At 67.4% G+C, this 17322-nt stretch carries 18 protein-coding genes and 1 rRNA gene; 1 reads left to right on the top strand and 18 read right to left on the bottom strand.

What is annotated here, in order from left to right:
- Positions 1-214: 214 nt before the first annotated feature.
- The 12 genes from MF407_RS05880 to MF407_RS05825 all read right to left on the bottom strand — a co-directional run bounded on the left by MF407_RS05880 (position 215) and on the right by MF407_RS05825 (position 12197).
- Positions 215-1318: an aminotransferase class I/II-fold pyridoxal phosphate-dependent enzyme gene (locus MF407_RS05880; protein WP_239701731.1), complete on the bottom strand. Its 1104-nt coding sequence runs from the start codon at positions 1316-1318 to the stop codon at positions 215-217.
- Between the two features lie 56 nt (positions 1319-1374).
- Complete coding sequence (locus MF407_RS05875) at positions 1375-2025, bottom strand: NUDIX hydrolase (RefSeq protein ID WP_129624992.1); 651 nt, start codon at positions 2023-2025, stop codon at positions 1375-1377.
- Positions 2026-2029: 4 nt separating this feature from the next.
- Positions 2030-3721, bottom strand: coding sequence for a CTP synthase (locus MF407_RS05870; RefSeq protein ID WP_239701730.1), 1692 nt, complete (start codon positions 3719-3721; stop codon positions 2030-2032).
- A gap of 68 nt (positions 3722-3789) precedes the next feature.
- Positions 3790-5409 carry a lipid II flippase MurJ gene (locus MF407_RS05865; RefSeq protein WP_168990166.1) on the bottom strand — a complete coding sequence of 540 codons (1620 nt, stop codon included), beginning with the start codon at positions 5407-5409 and terminating at the stop codon, positions 3790-3792.
- Positions 5406-6197, bottom strand: a complete 792-nt coding sequence (locus tag MF407_RS05860; RefSeq protein WP_129624989.1) for a hypothetical protein — start codon at positions 6195-6197, stop codon at positions 5406-5408. The genes MF407_RS05865 and MF407_RS05860 overlap by 4 nt, the downstream gene beginning before the upstream one ends.
- On the bottom strand, positions 6197-7126 hold the full coding sequence (locus MF407_RS05855; protein ID WP_239701729.1) for a copper transporter: 930 nt from the start codon (positions 7124-7126) through the stop codon (positions 6197-6199). The genes MF407_RS05860 and MF407_RS05855 overlap by 1 nt, the downstream gene beginning before the upstream one ends.
- Positions 7123-8301, bottom strand: a complete 1179-nt coding sequence (gene steA, locus MF407_RS05850) for a putative cytokinetic ring protein SteA (protein WP_141928747.1) — start codon at positions 8299-8301, stop codon at positions 7123-7125. Before steA ends, MF407_RS05855 begins: the two co-directional genes overlap by 4 nt.
- A 17-nt stretch (positions 8302-8318) precedes the next feature.
- Positions 8319-10022, bottom strand: coding sequence for a DNA repair protein RecN (recN, locus tag MF407_RS05845; protein ID WP_141928748.1), 1704 nt, complete (start codon positions 10020-10022; stop codon positions 8319-8321).
- On the bottom strand, positions 10022-10921 hold the full coding sequence (locus MF407_RS05840) for an NAD kinase (protein ID WP_239701728.1): 900 nt from the start codon (positions 10919-10921) through the stop codon (positions 10022-10024). Before MF407_RS05840 ends, recN begins: the two co-directional genes overlap by 1 nt.
- On the bottom strand, positions 10918-11721 hold the full coding sequence (locus MF407_RS05835; protein ID WP_239701727.1) for a TlyA family RNA methyltransferase: 804 nt from the start codon (positions 11719-11721) through the stop codon (positions 10918-10920). The genes MF407_RS05840 and MF407_RS05835 overlap by 4 nt, the downstream gene beginning before the upstream one ends.
- Positions 11722-11728: 7 nt before the next feature.
- Positions 11729-11956: a hypothetical protein gene (locus MF407_RS05830; RefSeq protein WP_239701726.1), complete on the bottom strand. Its 228-nt coding sequence runs from the start codon at positions 11954-11956 to the stop codon at positions 11729-11731.
- Positions 11949-12197 (bottom strand): hypothetical protein, encoded by a 249-nt coding sequence (locus MF407_RS05825; protein WP_129624983.1) that lies wholly within the window; start codon positions 12195-12197, stop codon positions 11949-11951. Before MF407_RS05825 ends, MF407_RS05830 begins: the two co-directional genes overlap by 8 nt.
- Before the next feature lie 82 nt (positions 12198-12279).
- Between MF407_RS05825 and MF407_RS05820 the strand changes: the two genes are divergently transcribed.
- A complete protein-coding gene (locus tag MF407_RS05820) occupies positions 12280-13425 on the top strand; it encodes a hypothetical protein (RefSeq protein WP_239701725.1) in 1146 nt (381 codons plus the stop codon).
- A gap of 160 nt (positions 13426-13585) precedes the next feature.
- Here MF407_RS05820 and MF407_RS05815 read toward each other — a convergent pair whose 3' ends face one another.
- From MF407_RS05815 to rrf, 6 genes are all read right to left on the bottom strand, one after another.
- Positions 13586-14596 carry an HAD-IIA family hydrolase gene (locus MF407_RS05815; RefSeq protein WP_239701724.1) on the bottom strand — a complete coding sequence of 337 codons (1011 nt, stop codon included), beginning with the start codon at positions 14594-14596 and terminating at the stop codon, positions 13586-13588.
- 15 nt (positions 14597-14611) lie between these two features.
- Positions 14612-15025, bottom strand: coding sequence for a single-stranded DNA-binding protein (locus tag MF407_RS05810; RefSeq protein WP_129624980.1), 414 nt, complete (start codon positions 15023-15025; stop codon positions 14612-14614).
- A 108-nt stretch (positions 15026-15133) separates the two neighbouring features.
- Positions 15134-15904 carry a hypothetical protein gene (locus MF407_RS05805; protein WP_239701723.1) on the bottom strand — a complete coding sequence of 257 codons (771 nt, stop codon included), beginning with the start codon at positions 15902-15904 and terminating at the stop codon, positions 15134-15136.
- Complete coding sequence (locus MF407_RS05800; protein ID WP_239701722.1) at positions 15901-16368, bottom strand: hypothetical protein; 468 nt, start codon at positions 16366-16368, stop codon at positions 15901-15903. Before MF407_RS05800 ends, MF407_RS05805 begins: the two co-directional genes overlap by 4 nt.
- A 9-nt stretch (positions 16369-16377) precedes the next feature.
- Positions 16378-16845 (bottom strand): hypothetical protein, encoded by a 468-nt coding sequence (locus MF407_RS05795; protein WP_170221619.1) that lies wholly within the window; start codon positions 16843-16845, stop codon positions 16378-16380.
- Between the two features lie 268 nt (positions 16846-17113).
- Positions 17114-17231: ribosomal RNA gene (rrf, locus tag MF407_RS05790) — 5S ribosomal RNA — on the bottom strand.
- Positions 17232-17322: the final 91 nt, after the last annotated feature.

The following is a 17322-nucleotide window of genomic DNA, read 5'->3' as shown; positions in this document are numbered from 1 at the left end:
TAGCCCGCTCGAGTCCGCCGGAAGATGGCCTGCCAATCGTCCGGAGTGAGCGGGCAACCCTGTGGACGCAGGTCGGGCCGCGAGCGGATCGAGTGCAGCAGGTCGACGGGGAACACCCTGCACGGGGTCGGCTGCCTTCGGGCGAAGGCCGCTGCAAGAGTGCTCTTTCCCGCGCTCGACCGACCGTTGAGCAGCACCTCGCCCGGCCATGGTTTCAGACCACCGCGGCCAGTCGGTCGAATGCCTGGTCGAGTTGCTCGGTCGACCCGCAGAACGACAGACGCATGAAGCGGTGACCGTCGACCGGATCGAAGTCGATGCCCGGTGCCAGCGCGACGCCGGTGCGGTCGAGCACGTCCAGGCACCACTGCTGGGAATCGTCGGTCAGGTGGCTGATGTCGCAGTACGCGTAGAAGGCGCCGTCCGGCGGGGCGAACGAGGTCACACCCAATTCGGGAAGTCGCCGTAACACCAGGTCCCGGTTGCGTGCATAGCGCTCGACGTGGCCGACGAGTTCGGTCTCCGACTCCTGCGCGAACGCAGCCACAGCGCCCGCCTGTGAGATCGCCGGCGCACAGATCGACAGGTTGCCCTGCAACAGTTCGACCGGGCGAACCAGACTGTGCGGCAACAGATTCCAACCCAGACGCCAGCCGGTCATCGAATGGAACTTGCTCACCGATCCCATCACGACGGCGTTTCGCGACGTCTGCCAAGCGGTCGATGTCGGTCGCCCGAAGCTGATGCCGTGATAGATCTCGTCCGACAGCACCAGCACGTCGTTCGCCTCGCACCACAGCGCGATCGTGGCCAACTCGGCAGCGTCGATGATCGTGCCGGTCGGGTTGGCCGGACTCGCGATGATCAGCCCGTCGATCGGTTGCTCCAGCGATTCGAGCTGTGCCACCGAAGGCTGGAAGCGCGTCTCGGGTCCGCACACCAATTCGACCGGCTCGCAGCCCAGTGCGCGGACGGTGTTGCGATAGGCCGGGTAGCCCGGACGAGTCATCGCGATCCGATCCCCCGCCTCGAACGCTGCCAGCAGCACCGTACTGAAGCCGCCCGAGCTGCCGTTGCTGACCACGACCTCGTCCGGATCGACCTCGACTGCGTAGTGCCGTAGGTAGTGCCCACTGATGGCCGTGCGCAGTTCGAGCGTGCCCTTCGCCTCGGTGTAGCCGAGCGTGTGCGTGTCGAGCACCCGTTCCACCTCCCGCCGCACCGGATCGGGTGCGGACGTGGAGGGCTGACCGACGCAGAGCATGATCGCGTCGCCGTGAGTCTGCTGGCGACGGGTGGCGGCGGCGACCAGCTCCATCACATGGAACGGCGGGACCTGACCTCGACTCGAAACCCTTTGCACGGCAAGCTCTTTCAGCGGTACACCGGATGAGCCGGCCAAGGAGCGTCCGCCGGACGCAGACCCGAGTAGTCTCCCGCCAAGCGTGCAGCGGCAAGCACACCCGCGATCGCGACCGCGTTGTGCACCCGTCCTTCGAGGGCGGCGTCGGCAACCTCGCTCAACGGCGCCCAGCCCGTCGGCATCTCGTGCTCCTCGCCCTCACGGACGAAGTCGTCCAGCACCGATGGGAAGACGTCCCGTGCGAGAAAGATGCGGATGTTCTCGGAGTTGCCGCCCGGCGAGGTGAACAGGTCGAGCAGCACCGACCAGTGTTCGGCACCGAGCTCGGCTTCTTCCGCGAGCTCCCGGACGGCGGCAGCGTGCGGGTCCTCCCCCGCGACGTCGAGCAGACCCGCGGGGATCTCCCAGTCGTAGGTGCCGACGGGGTGCCGGTACTGCTGAATGAGCAGCACCTCTTCGGCTCCGGGTTCACCGCGTAACGCCACGACCGCCACCGCGCCGGTGTGTTGCACGTAGTCGCGGCTGACCTCTCCGGCATCACCGAGATCGACCCGGTCGGTGACGACGTTCCAGACATGGCCGTGGAACGCTTCGCGCCGAGAGACCACCGGCGCGGGTTCGATACGGTCGGCGATTCCCGAGGGCAGGAGCTCGTGCGTCATCAGGTCAGTTCGACTGTGCCGCAGCGTCTTCGGGCGTGCGCGGCCGCTCGACCTCGACCAGCCGTGAGGCCCGCTGCTGATCGATCGCCGCACCGATGAGACCGGCGAACAGCGGGTGCGCTCGGTTCGGACGCGACTTGAACTCCGGGTGCGCCTGCGTCGAGACGTAGTACGGGTGCACGTCCTTCGCCAGTTCGACGAATTCGACCAGCCCCCACTCGGGGTGGGTTCCGCTGATCACGAGTCCGGCGTCCTTCAACTGCTGGACGTACTCGGTGTTGACCTCGTAACGGTGCCGGTGCCGCTCGGTCGCCGTGGTGGAGCCGTAGGCATCGGCCACGACCGAACCCTCCAGCAGTGCAGCCTCCTGTGCGCCCAGGCGCATGGTGCCGCCAAGGTCTCCTGCACCCTCGACGAAGTTCTTCTGCTCCTCCATCGTCGCGATGATCGGGGTCTTGGTGTCGGGGTCGAACTCGCTCGACGACGCGTCGGCGATGCCGGCGACGTTGCGCGCGTACTCGATGACCATGCACTGCAGGCCCAGGCAGATACCGAGAGTCGGCACACCCTTCTCACGGGCCCACTTCAGCGCGCCGAGCTTGCCGTCGATCCCCCGCACCCCGAACCCACCGGGCACGAGCACCGCGTCGACACCTGCGAGCTCCTTCTGCGCACCGGCATCGGTGGCGCAGGAGTCGCTGGCGACCCAACGGATCTTCACGCGCGCGTCGTGGTGGAAGCCGCCGGCACGCAACGCCTCGGTGACCGAGAGATAGGCGTCCGGTAGATCGATGTACTTACCGACCAGCGCGACCTCGACCTCGTGCTCGGGGCTGTGGACGCGGGTGAGCAGGTCGTTCCACGAGGTCCAGTTGACGTCACGGAACGGAAGGTCAAGGCGGCGGATGACGTAAGCGTCCAGACCTTCGCCGTGGATCACCTTGGGGATGTCGTAGATGCTCGGGGCATCGACGCACGCGGCGACGGCTTCCTGGTCGACATCGCACATGCGGGCGATCTTGTTCTTGATCGAGTCGGGAAGCTCCCGATCTGCCCGCAGCACAAGCGAATCGGGCTGAATACCGACCTGACGAAGGGCAGCGACCGAGTGCTGGGTCGGCTTCGTCTTCAGTTCACCGCTGGGTGCCAGGTAGGGCACGAGCGAGACGTGCAGGAAGAACACGTTGTCGCGTCCGACGTCCTGCCGCACCTGACGGGCTGCCTCGAGGAAGGGCAGCGACTCGATGTCGCCGACGGTGCCACCGATCTCGGTGATGATCAGGTCGACATCCGGGCCGGCCTGGGCGCGCATCTGCGCCTTGATCTCGTTGGTGATGTGCGGAATGACCTGGACGGTGTCGCCGAGGTACTCACCGCGCCGCTCCTTGGCGATGACCTGGCTGTAGACCTTGCCGGTCGTGACATTCGCGCTACCGGCGAGGTTCACGTCGAGGAAGCGCTCGTAGTGTCCGATGTCGAGGTCGGTCTCGGCTCCGTCGTCGGTCACGAAGACCTCACCGTGCTGGAACGGGTTCATCGTTCCCGGGTCGACGTTGATGTACGGATCGAGCTTCTGCATCGTGACCCGAAGGCCGCGAGCGCCGAGCAGGTGACCGAGGCTGGAAGCCGTCAGACCCTTACCGAGAGAGGAGGCGACGCCTCCGGTAACAAAGATATGCTTCGTCTGGTCCGCCACGGGCTGCCAGTCTACGCAGATGGTTCACCGGGTGCGACACCGGCACACGATCGACTCGCTGCCAACGCTCAGGAGCCTCCTGCGCGGCCCAACGCACCGACCCAGCCGCGCATGGTCGGCCGGTCGATCGTCCACATGGCTCCCACGAACGTGGCCATGGCCACCAGTCCGACCAGCACACTGACCGCAGTCGCCCCGGCCAGGGTGTCGGTCAGTCCTGCGCACAGACGTCCGAGGCCCAAGCCGGCGAGGGCGGACAACAACCCGGCGAGAAACGCCCGGACCCATGATCGGATCGTCGTTGCGAGCTCAAGGTCCGGCCAGTCACGCCGGACCAACGCCACGAGAGCTGCGGCGGCCGCGGTCATCCCCAGGGACGAGCACAGCCCGAGTACGACGAGGGTACGCGCGGAATCCAGGTGCACGCCGTGCAGGAATGCGAACGGCAGGACGCCCGCGACGAGCCAGCCGATACCCACCGCCATCCCCGCCGCCACAGCCGCGCCGCGCGCGTAGAGTGCACGGCTGAGCAGAGCGATCAGGCTGAACCCGACCAGTCCTGGCGCGTACGCGGCGAGCGCGGGCGTGAGCGCACGCACCGAGGCCGGCCGGGCGTCGAGCGCTTCGAAGAAGGCCCCGGCCGGACCGGAGACCGCGATCAGAGCAGCGGCACCGAGGATCGCCGCCGCCCCGACGAGTGGCAGCACTCGGCGCAGCACGGACGACCCTTCGGTGCCGCTGAGTCGCGGAAACGCGGCGGTGGCGATCGGCACCGCGAGCAGCGCGTACGGCAGGAGGTAGAGCGCCTGGACGTAGTTGTAGACGTTGACGGCACCGGTGTCGCCACGGTCGTTGGCCAGGGCGATAGTGGCAAGCACGGCAATTTGTTGGGCCACGAGAGCGATCATCCCCGCACCCGCCAATTGCCGGGCCCGGGCAGCGACACCTTCGGGGAATCGCACTGTGGGCCGGAGCCGAATACCCGCTCGCAGTATCGGGATCAGCAGCGGCAGGCTGAGCATCACGACGCCGAGAGTGGTGCCTCCGGCAAGGATCCAGCGGACGCCGTCGTCCGTCCCCAGCACGACGCCGGGTCGGGCTTCGTACCTGTTCGGGTCACCGGCCGCACCGTAGACCAGGTAGGCGGCGATCACGACCAGGCTGGACAACAGCGGTGCGACCGCTGCCGCGACGAAGCGTCGGTGCGCCTGCAGTACTCCCGCCAGCACGATGCCGACTCCGTAGAGCAGCACCTGTGGCGCGAAGACCACCAGCATCGTCGCGGTGAGGTTCGACAGCGTGCCCTCGCATCGAGTACCCGCTCCGCCGGCGAGGGCCGATGCGATCGGACCGGCGAGCAGCCCCAACAAAACGGCGAGAGGCAGCAGAACCACGACGGCCCAGGTCAGCAGCGCCGACGAGATGCGATCGGCCTGATCGCGATCGCCTCTCTCGACCGCGGACGCCACCAGCGGCACCACCACCGCCGCGAGCGCCCCACCGGCAGTGACCTCGTAGAGGACGTTGGGCAGTTGGTTCGCGGTGGCGTACGCCTGGCCGACGCAGCTACCACCGATCTCCTTGGAGAACACCAACCAGCGTCCGAACCCGGTGATCCGGCTGGCCAGGGTGACGGCCGCGATCGCACCTGCAGCACCGAGAAGCGTCCCGGTCCGCCGCGGACTCACGTCGATCTGCCCCACTGATCGATCGCGTGCAGCACCGGGTGGGCATCGATCACCCGGGAGAAGCTGACCTTCTCCGAACTCAACATCAACGCGACGACGCCGGCAGCGGCCACGAGCCGGCCGCGCGTTCCGAGGTGTCGTGCCCAGGCAGCACCCAGCACGGCGCCCAAGGGGTTGCTGCCGGTGTCGCCCATCATCGAGTGACCGGCGAAGTCATGCCGCGCGACGACGGCCCCTGACGTGATCGGCACGACCGCGAGCTCCGGGTCGATGAACAGCAAGGGAAGGTCGGCGAGTAGCGCGACCTTGAGCGCTCGTCCGGGCCGTAGGTCGAACAGGTTCATCAGGTTCGCCGAACCGGCGATGAGGACGGCGGCTGCCGGTGTCCCGATCGGACGCAGTCGGCCACGGTCCATCAGCAAGGCGGCGAGGACGGCGGTGCCGCCGATGCCGAGGATCTTCAGGGCGCCGGTGGTGACCTCGCCGTGCAGCAGCCCGGCGACATGCCCCTTCAACCCGCGCCTGTCGGCCGACCCGGCCACATCGTCCACGAGACCGAACGCACCCGATCCCACCGCGACGAGTGCCAGCACCGGATCGACCATCGCCGCGCCGGACAGGCCCGCGATGATCGCCGGGCCTTCGATCAGTGTGACGTCGTCGCCACGGAAGTTCTTGCGCGACAGGCGTTCTCGGACGGCGGGAAGACGGTGCAGCAGCGAACGCGTACCACCCGTGAGCGCTGCGGAAAACACGGCCGAGCGAACGCAGGTAGCGGTCGAAGCCATCACTGCGCCTCGGCGGACGGCTCCACCTGCGGCATCATCGCCGACGCATCCCGGCCCATGCCGTACTGCCCCGACCTGCCGGCGAGTTCGTCGCGCAGGCAGAGCCCGACGGCGACCTGACCGATGGCGAGCGAGCCGTTGTCGACGGTGCTCATCACCGAGACGACATCAGGGGTGTCGCGCAACCGGGTCATAAGGGCATCCGGGGACAGGCCGTCGTTGGTGGACGCGGAGCCGCTGGACACCCCGACCACGGCATCGACCGAGATGCCGAGGCCGGAGACCACGGCGGCCCACCGCTTCGCCTGGCCGTCCTTGTCCACCATTCCCGGCCACACCACGACGATCGCGGACGCTGCCGGACCGTCGGACGGTTCGACCGTGGTGGCATCGCTGTCGGCGAGCTTGTCGAGGACACCTCGCGCACCGGCGTCCCCGCGCGTCAGCGCGCGCGCCAACACAGCTCCACCGAGCCGGTCGGCCTTCACCGACCTCGGGTCGAGAGCCACCTTCGCGGCGTAGTCACGCATCGTGGCCGAGTCGGCGTAATCGGATCCGGTCCACTTGTCGTCGAGAGTGACGGTCGTGGCGACCTTCCCGTCACTGTCGGTCACCGTCCTGCGGACCTTGGTGACCAGGCTGTCATCGACCCCGGGAAGCACCACGATCGCGACCTGCCGTCCGGTGAGCTTGCCTGCCAGCAGACTCGGTGCGAGTTGCGCCACTCCGTCGTCGCGCTTCTTGCTGGACGCGTTGCCCTGATTGACCTGGTTCTGCAGCTCGGCCTTGTCCTTGCGCAGCGACACCACCTGGCCGTTGAGCTGGTCGGCCACCTCGCCGCGCAAAGAGAACCCGCCGATGATGATGCCGGTCGCGAGCGCGAGGAAGACCGCGACCAACGACACGACGTGATACCGGAAATCAATCACTGAAAGAGCCCCTCGAGCCAGGAGTAGAAGGTGTCCCAGCGCGCACCGATGATCTGGTAGAACGCTTGTCCCGCAGGGGTCGACAACATCGCGACCAGCAGCGCGATCAGTCCCGCGACGACGAGCACAGCCAAGGACGGCCAGCCGATGCTGGAGCGATACAACCTGCTCACGCCCTTCGCGTCGACCAGTTTGCTGCCGACCCGCAGCCGGGTCAGAAAGGTGCTGGCCATACCGGCACGACCCTTGTCCAGGAACTCGACCAGGGTGGCGTGGGTACCGACGGCGACGATGAGATCGGCGCCGGCGTCATCGGCGATGAGCATCGCGATGTCCTCGCTGGTGCCGGTCGCCGGGAACACCACGGCGTCGTCGATGCCGAGCTCCTCGACCCGGGAAAGGCCCGGAGCGCGTCCGTCGCGGTAGGCGTGCACGACAAGCTCGGCGCCGCTGCGCAGTGCTTGATCACTGACCGAGTCCATGTCGCCGACGATCATGTCGGGCTTGTGGCCGGCCTCCAGGATCGCGTCGGCGCCACCGTCGACTCCGATGAGCACCGGTCTGAAGTCGCGGATGTATGGCTTGAGGATCGCCAGATCCTCCTTGTAGTGGTAGCCACGGACGACGATCAGCACCGGTTTGCCGTCCATGTCGGTGCGGATGTCGGGCAGACCGATGCCGTTCAGCAGCAGGTCACGCTCCTGCTCGAGGTACTCCATCGTGTTGCCGGCGAACGCCACGATCTGCTCGGACAGGCCCTCGCGGGCCTCCTGCATCGCCTGCTCGACGATCTCAGGAGTCATCAGTGTGCCGGAGGCGATCGTCTCGTCGTCGACCATGAACGTGTCATCGACCAGGCGTCCGGTGCTGCCTTCGGTGGCCGCCGTCATCACTGCTTCACCGACACCGTCGAGCAACGGGATACCGGCGTCGACCAGGATCCCCGGTCCGACGTTCGGGTAACGACCGGTGGACGACTTCGCCGCGTTCACGACGGCACTCGGCCGGCACGCGACCAGCGCCTCGGCACTCACCTTGTCGATGTCAGCGTGGTTGATGACGGCGATGTCGCCCGGCCGCAGCCGCTTGGTGAGGTCCTTCGTGCGAGGGTCCACCTGCACCCGGCCACCGGTGCGTTCCGGGGCCGCGTCAGACCGCTGGAGTGGGTTCCTCACCCGCACATCGTGCCAGGTCAACGGCTCGAAGCCCGGGAGGTGGCCACCTGGGCGAGGAGATCATCGACGTGCGCCAACGCGGCTGGGCTGTCGCTGACACCGCCCAGCATGCGGGCCAGTTCACGCCGGCGGCGGTCACCCTCGACGACCGCGACGTCGCTGACGGTCACGTGTCCGTCGTCCTGCTTGTGCACAACCAGGTGCTGGTCGGCGTACGCAGCCACCTGCCCCAGATGGGTGACCACGATGACCTGAGCGTGCTGGGCCAGCGCCTTGAGCCGCGCCCCGATGTCGAGCGCCGCGGAACCGCCGACGCCTGCGTCGACCTCGTCGAAGATGAAGGTCGGCACTCCTCCGGCTGCGGTCACGACCTCGATCGCCAACATGACCCGCGAAAGCTCACCACCGGATGCCGCCTTGGACACCGCGCGTGGCTTTGCGCCCTTGTTCGCGGCGAGTTGGATCTCGACGTCGTCGATACCGCTGGAGCTGTACTCCCCCGGCTTCGCGGTGACCTGCACGCTCACCTTCGCCGAACCCATCGCGAGATGCGCAAGTTCGGCGGACACCTCTTTGCCGAGCTTGACCGCGGCTTTGCTGCGCTGGGAGCTGAGTTCCCTTGCCGCTTCGGCGAGTTCGTTCTCCAGCGCCTTCGACCTCAAGGTCAGGTCCTCGATCCGCTCGTCCGAGGACGCCAGATCGTTGCTCTCCTGCGCCGCCTGCGCGGACCACGCCAGCACTTCGTCGACCGAACGTCCGTACTTGCGCAGCAACGTGTTGAGGGCAGCGCGACGTTGTTGCACCTGCTCCACACGGGCCGGGTCTGCGTCGAGGTTCTGTACATACCCCTGAATGTCGGCCGCGAGATCGGTGAGCTGGACGCTGAGGTCGTCGAGCCGGACGCGCAGATCGCGCAGGACCGCGTCATGTTCGATGCCGCGCGCGAGGGACGCGGATGCCTGGCCGAGCAGGGTCAGGGCGCTGCGGTCGTCCAGGTCGTCGCTGCCACTGATCGCTTCGTGAGCGCCGCCGGCGGCGAGCATCAGGGCGTCCAGGTGCTCCAGACGCGACGATTCCTCAGCGAGGGCGACGTCCTCCCCCGGTTGCGGGTCGACGGACTCGATCTCCTCCAGCGCCGTCGTCAATTGGTCGAGGCGCATCGCCCGGTCGCGCGCCTTGGTGGTCAGTTCGTTCAGTTCGCGACGTACCTGTTGACGTCCGAGGTACACGGTCGCGTACCGATCGCCAGCCTTACGCAGCGGCGCGCCACCGAAGTCGTCCAGCACTGCGCGGTGCTGGTCGGGGCGCTGCAGGCGCCATTGATCGGATTGTCCGTGCACGGCGACGACGAGTTCGCCGATCTCACCGAGCACTCCCACGGGTGCGTTGCGGCCGCCCACCCATGCTCGCGAGCGGCCACCGTCGGCCACCGATCGAGCAAGCAGTAGTTCTCCCTGGTCGACCTCTCCGCCGGCTTCCAGCGCGCGTTCGACAGCGGCATGTTCCGCGGGAAGTTCGAGCACCCCTTCGACGACCGCGGAGGAAGCGCCTTCGCGCACCAGGGCTGCAGTCGCGCGTCCGCCGAGCAGCAGGCCGAGCCCTTGGACGACCATCGTCTTGCCGGCACCGGTCTCACCGGTGAGCACATTCAGGCCGGGCGCGAAACGCAGCGTCGCATCATCGATCACACCCAAGTCGCGGATGCGAATCTCCTTGAGCATCAACGCACCTCGCGCGCGCCACGCCAACCGTGCACGGAAAGATCGAACTTGGCCACCAGACGGTCGGTGAACGGGGCCTCGGCCAAGCGAGCCAGGCGCACCGGAACTAGGCTGCGCCGCACCGCTATCCGTGCACCCTCGGGGAGGTCGAAACTACGCCGACCGTCGCACCAGACGACCGCGCGGCCCGGCGAACCGGCGACCATCTCCACAGCGACACGGACGTCATGGCTCAGCACAAGCGGACGGGCGAACAGAGCGTGCGCCGAGATCGGGCACAGCAGAAGCGCTTCCACGCCAGGCCAGACCACCGGACCCCCGGCCGAGAATGCGTAAGCCGTGGAACCGGTGGGGGTACTGATGACGACACCGTCGCAGCCCCAGGTCGACAAGGGTCGACCGTCGATCTCGATGACCAGTTCGATCATTCGCTCCCGGGAAGCCTTCTCGACCGATGCTTCGTTGAGCGCCCAACTGTTCCAGACGACTTCTCCGTTCACCGTCACGTCGACTTCGAGGGTTTCGCGCTCCTCGACCGTCCATGACCGTGACACGATCCGCTCGACGGTCTCGTGGATGTTGTCGCGCTCGGCCTCGGCGAGGAAACCGACATGTCCCAGGTTGATCCCGAGCAGCGGCGTGCCGGCAGCTCGCACGGTCTCCGCGCTGCGCAGGATCGTGCCATCACCACCGAGCACGACGGCGAGCTCACAACCCTCGCCGGGCAAGCCGGTCTGCGGCACCACGTTCGGTCGGTCGAGCACACCGAACGCGCGAAGCTCCTCCTCGTCGCCGGTGATCTCGATGTCGTGAACTGCGAGCTCCTCGACCAGTTCGCAAGCTGTCTGTCGGGCCTGCTCGCGACCGGGGTGCCCGCTCAGCAGGACGCGGCGGGTCATGCGGTCTCCTGCTCGATAGTGGTCACGAAGGCCGCCTGTGCGGCCTCGTCCATCTTGCCTTCCGTGGACCGCCTCGCCCACAGCAGGTACTCGTGGTTTCCACCGGTGCCGGCGACCGCGCTGCGAGCCAGGCCACACACGTGCAGTCCGGCCCGGTCGGTTGCCATGAGTACTTCGCGGACGGCGCGAGCGCGTTCGCCGGCGGATCGGACCACCCCGCCGTGGCCGAGCCGTTCGCGACCGACCTCGAACTGCGGTTTCACCAAGGCGATCAGCTCACCGTCGTGCGTCATCAGTCGCGCGAGGTCAGCGAGGACCAAGGTCAAGGAGATGAAGCTGAGATCGGTGACAACGAGGTCGGCGGGACCTCCGATCGTCGCCGGGTCGAGCCCGCGGACGCTCACCCCACTGTGGTCGTTGACCCGTTCGTCGTCACGCACCACCGTCGCCAACTGGTCATGACCGACATCGACGGCTTCGACCTGCACAGCGCCGCGTGACAGCAACACCTGGGTGAACCCACCCGTCGATGCGCCGACATCGATGGCGCGTCGCCCGGAGGGGTCGAGGGCGAAGGTGTCGAGCGCGCCGAGCAGCTTGTGAGCGGCGCGGCCGACCCAGGGATCGATCTCGCCGCTCACACCCAGTTCGACGGATTCGTCCACCTTCACCGACGGTTTCGTGATCAGGTCACCGTCGGCGTGGACTCGTCCGGCCAGAACGAACTCCCTTGCCACAGCGCGCGATCGAGCAAGCCCGCGGGACACGAGCGCCTGGTCGACGCGTTCGGCGTCGCTCACCGGCGGTTCACCGCTCGATGCTCGACAGCTGTCGCCGCAGGGTGTCGTGCGCCGAACTCAACGTCGCGATCTGCTGATCGAGGTCGATCCGTACGTCGTCGGCTTCGCTGTACTCGGCAGTTGATGAGGGACTCGGCAGCTCACGAACTGCGGACATCGCCGCCTCGACCTCGGTCGCGCCACGCTCTGCGGCGGGCGCAACCGGGCCGGGCTCGGGAACCGTCGGTTCAGACATCCGCGGGCTTGGTGGACTGCTCGGTCTGCGCGTCGGTGTTCACTGCCGGAGCCTCGTCGGCCTGCGAGGTGGACTCGGCCACCTTCGCCGGCTCCACGGACTCGGCCGTCGACTTCGCCGGCGCTGCCGCGGACTCGGTGGTGGTCGGTGCGTCCTGCTCCACAACCGCGGTCGACGGCGTGGCCACCGAGGACGGGGTTGCCGGCGCGGCGGGGGTCACCCCGGCCGACTCGACACCCACCGTGGTCTCGGTCGCGCTCGGACGGGTCTCGTCCTTCGTGGCGGTAGACGGAGCCTGAGCAGGTGCCGACGGCTTCGGTGTCGTGCTCTTCGCCGTGTCGGACGTGGGCGTAGTCGCTGCCGTCTTGGTGGGCGTAGCCGCTGCCGTCTCGCTGGTGGCAGCCGACTTCGTCGTGGTGCCGGACGGCGACGACGCAGTCTTGCTCGGGCTCGCCTCGGTGGTCGATGCCGTGGTCGTCGTTTTTTTGGCCGGCGTCGACTTCGACGTGGTCGTCGTCTTCTTGGCCGGCGTCGACTTCTTGGCCGGCGTCGACTTCGACGTGGTCGTCGTCTTCTTGGCCGGCGTCGACTTCGACGCGGTCTTATTCGACGGGGTGGACTTCGACGGGGTGGACTTCGTGGTGCTCGTCTTCGCCGGGGTCGATGTGCTGGCCGACTTCTTCGCGGCGGACTTCTTCGTCGCCGTCTTCTTGGTCGCGGTGGCCTTCGCCGGAGTCGACTCGGTGGTGGACGCCTTCTTCGCCGGGCTCGCCTTGGCGGCCGTCTTCGCCGCCGTCTTCTTGGCCGCGGCGGTGGTCTTGGTCGGAGTCGATTTCGACGCGGTCTTCGCAGCTGCAGACTTGGTAGCCGGCTCCTTGGCCGAAGCCGACTTCGACGCCGCCGTCGTCTTGACCGTGCCGGTCGCCTTCGTCGTGGCGGACTTCGCGGTGCTCTTCTTCGCCGCCGGAGCAGACTTCGCCGCAGCGGTCTTGTTCGCCGAGGACGCCGTCGACGGGGTGGACTTCGACGGGGAGGACTTCGTGGTGCTCTTCTTCGCCGGAGCCACCTTCGCGGTGGCCGAGGTCGTTGCAGCCTTACGGACGGCAGCACGCGAGGGCGTAGCCCTCTTCGTTGCCTCAGCCGTGGCCGAACGCGAGGGAACGGGATCGGGGGCAACAGTCGGCTTCTCGGTCTTCGGACCACGACCGGGCACGACCCGCGCGGCACTGCGAGCCCCGGTGGTGGCAAGACCGGCAAGGGTCGCGGTGCCTCCTGCCAGGCCTGAACGCAACGAGCGGACCTCCTTGCTCAGGCGGTCGATCTCCTGCTGGGCGTTACCGAGCTCGGAGAGGGTCGACAAACCGACCTTCTCGAGCTGGCCGCTGATCTCTGCCTGGACTGTCTGGCGGATCAGTTCACGGTTCGCAGCGGCGGCTGCGATCAGTTCGTCGGCGAGTGCCGAAACCTGACCGACCGGCTTGTCCATCCCGGTTGCGCTGACGAGGGTCTGCGCCGCCTCCATCGCCTTGGCACGGGTCAGTTCGCCTGCGCCGGAAAGGATTTGCAGTGCTGCACGCACGCTGTCGAGAGCCATGGCCACTCCTGATCGGGGAAAGTCTTCGTACCAGACTACTTGCTCGTTACCCAGCAGTTCACTGCCTTCGCCGAGTCGATCCGACCCGTGTCGACAGCCTTCCAGAGAACGGCCAACGCAAGGCGTAGCCGCTCCTGCGAATCGTCGGTTCCTTCGATTCTTAGCCTCGGCCCCGAAGCATCGTCATCGAGGCGGGCACGCGCCGAGCCGATGCTCCAACTGCCCGAATCCTGTTGCGGTTCGGTGTAATTCTGGTCGAGGGCGCGAAGGTCTTCAGCGACGAAGCGCGGTCGAAGCTCGGTCGGAGCGGCGATCAGGTCGGCCGGTCCGTGCACTCCCGTGAGCACGTGGAGGCAGTCCATCCCGGCTGCTGCCGCGCCGGCGACGTCGGTCTCCAACCGGTCACCGACCCCGAGGGTTTTCTCGGGCGCCACACCGAGTATCTCGGCTGCCATCGTGTACATCAGCGGCCCCGGTTTACCCACGACGTCGGGATCGCGGTCGACGGCAGCACGCACCGCGGCCACGAGCGATCCGTTACCCGGTGCCGTACCCAGAGCCGTGGGCAGAGTCAGGTCGGTGTTCGTCGCCACCCAACGCGCACCGCCCTGGATCGCGTACGCCGCGTCGGCGAGATCCTGGGCCGTGACCTGCGGACCGTAACCCTGCAGCACCGCAGCCGGTCGCTTCTTCGGATGACCAGTCGCCACCTCGAATCCCTTGTCCACCAGGGCGATCCGGACCCCCTCACCGCCGACCGCCAGAACAAGCGAATCCTGCTCGATCTCCTGAGCCAGGAAAGCTGCACCCGCCATGGAACTGTTGACGACCGCGTCGTCGTCGAGGGTGAGGCCGAGATCGCGGAGGTGCTCAGCGACCTGTGCCGGTGGTCGGGAGGCATTGTTCGTCGCGTAGGCCACCTTCAGGCCGGCGGAGCGGGCCGCCTCCACCGCTGTGATCGCGTGCGCTACCGGTTCGGGGCCGCGATAGATCACCCCATCGAGATCGAAGACCAAGGCATCGTAGGAGTCCCGCAAGCTCGTCATTCGGTCATTGTCGCCTCACCCGGTCATGATGGAACGACCGGTACGCACCCGCATCGCCTCCAGTTCCATCCGCACCATCGCGCCGGCGTCGACCCGGCGGACGCGGCGGCGCATCGCTCCCAGCACCTCGACGGCTTGGCCTTCGCGCAATCTGCACGCAGCTTTGCGTGTCGACGCGGTGAAACAGTTGACCTCGAAGACGTCATACCTGGGGCTTCTACTCGAGCGTCGTGCCGAAGCCGGTCGCTCCACCGACACCCGCAGGACGACGAGTTCGTCCCCGCTCGGCATCTGACGAACCTGCGGGTCGCTTTGCACGGTGCCCACGATTCGAACCTCGTTGACGGCTGTCACCGAGGGCTGTAGTCCCTTGGCGGCACCTCGAGTGGTCTTCTCGGCCGAATTCGGCGTCGCCTTCTGTGCTGGCATGTCCAGCCTCCTCTCCTGATGACCAGACGATCGCCGGCCGGAGGGAGAAAACAAACGTCCCGCACCTGTCGTGTGGACAAGCGCGGGACGTCGAAGGGGCTGTGGAAATCAGTCCTCGCGACCGGACACCGGATCGGAGCCGTCCGCGTGAGCGGGGTCGTCCGACTCCGGCAGTTCGTCGTCGTCCGACTCCGGCAGTTCGTCGTTGTCCCCGTCGTCTCCGAGGAGATCGACCAGCTCGATGCCGTCCAGTTCCGCGAGGCGTTCATCTGCGTCGGTCAAGCCGTCTTCGTCGGCAGTGGCGGCGCGCGAGAAGTACTCACGTGCTTGCTCTTCGTCGCCGCCAGCCAGAAGTGCCTCGGCGTACGCGTAGAGCAAGCGGGCGGCCCACGGCTGACGACCGGCCTTGTCGAGTGCGGGAATTCGCAGTCCGATCAGCGCGGCGTCCGGCTGACCCATGTCACGACGCACACCGGAGACCACGATCGCGAGTTCGATGGCGTCGTCCTGAGCCAGTCGCTTGGCCTCGGGCGAAGCCGCGAGGTCGAGCGCCCGATCGAACCGGCCGAGTCCACGCTCGCAGTCGACCATGTACGGCAACAGGTGGTCCGACCCGGACAGCCGACGCGCTGTCTTGAACTCCCGTAGTGCGTCGGTGAACTCACCCCGCCGGTAACGGACCAGACCCAGGGCCTCACGGACGGCAGGCACCCGTCCGGCGCGGCGGGCAGCATGTTCGGCGTGGTCGAGTGCCTTGTCGGGGTCGTCGTCGAGCACGATCGCCGTCGCCGCAAGGTGAGCGGCGACTCCTTCGGCGTTCTCCACGGTGAGCGTTCGCAGTTGTTGCCACACACTGCGGTCGAGTTCCTTACCGGTCACGCCTTCAGGCAGGGCCGGCTCCCGACGGCGGTCACGACGAGCTTGATCGTCGAGGCCACGGTCCCAACTGCGCGGGCCTCCCTCGGGACGTGCTTCCTCCGGACGCTGCTCGCGGTCGTCACGGCGGTTGTCGCGTCTGTCATCGCGGCGGTCGTTGCCTCGTCCGCCCCGGCGGTCGTCCGGACGCGAGTCGCGGCGAGCACCATCGCGGAACGGGCGATCGTCTCTGCGGGGACCGCCGCCGAACGAACGTGCGGCAGCATCGCCACTGCGCTGGGAGCCACCGCGGTCATCCCGACGGCGGTCGCCCTGTCGTTCATCACGACGATCATCGCGCCGGCCGTAGCTGCGACCCTCACTCTGCTTCCTGAAGTCGGAGCCACCTCGCGACCCGCGGTCCTCGCGACGCTCGAATCCACGCCGCTCTCCGCCACGGTCATCACGTCGGTCATCACGTCGGTCATCGCGTCGATCTACGTCGCGACTCTGGCGTCGATCGTCCCGCTGGTATCCAGCACGCCCCTGAGCACTACGGTCATCACGACGCTCGAACCGTCCGCCGCCACCGGCACCGCCCCGGTCGTCGCGCTGGTAGCCACCTCGGCCCAGGTCGCGACGGTCATCCCGGCCGCCGTCGGAGCGACGGTCATCCCGGCGCTCGAAACGTCCGCTGTCCCCTGAGCCGCCTCGGTTTTCGCGCTGCTGGTACCCGCCGCGCGATCCGCGGTCGTCGCGGCGCTCGGATCCGGGCCGCCGGCCGCCGCGGTCATCGCGTCGATCGCCCCCACGGCTCGCGCCTCGATCGTCACGCTGATAGTCGCCGCGCCCCTGGTCACGACGGTCATCCCGGCGATCGCCGCCACGGTTGTCGCCACGGTCGTCGCGTCGAGGACCGAAACCGGAGCCACCACCAGAACCACGGGAACCGGCGCGGTTGTCATCGCGCCGTCCGCGTCCTTCCGAGCGACTGCTTTCCGCCCGATCGGATCCTCGATCGGAACCGCCGGCTCGGGACCACCGCGCCGACCGGCCTTCGCCCTGCTGGTCGTCCTTCTCGGGTCGCTCGTCAGCCACTACGTCTCCTCGGATCGAGATCATTCATCGGGTACAGGCGTGCTGATCAGTGTCCCACGCGCATACAAAAAATTGGAGGGTCGTCCCCGACAGGTCTGTGACCCATTACGGGGACAACCCTCCAATTGAGGTGAAGTCCGGCGGTGTCCTACTCTCCCACACCCTACCGAGTGCAGTACCATCGGCGCTGAAGGGCTTAGCTTCCGGGTTCGGAATGTGACCGGGCGTTTCCCACTTCGCTATGACCGCCGTAACACTATGAAACTATGACGCCAACAGGTTTGTTGCGTGTTGTTTCAGATATCGCATAGTGGACGCTAAAGCATGAACTGCAGGAACCCTCT

The organism is Yimella sp. NH-Cas1 (genome assembly GCF_022359705.1).
In the GTDB taxonomy this organism is placed as follows: Bacteria; Actinomycetota; Actinomycetes; order Actinomycetales; family Dermatophilaceae; genus Yimella; species Yimella lutea.
The sequence above is the reverse complement of the archived record's forward strand: the minus strand, read 5'-3'. Positions and strand labels throughout refer to the sequence as shown.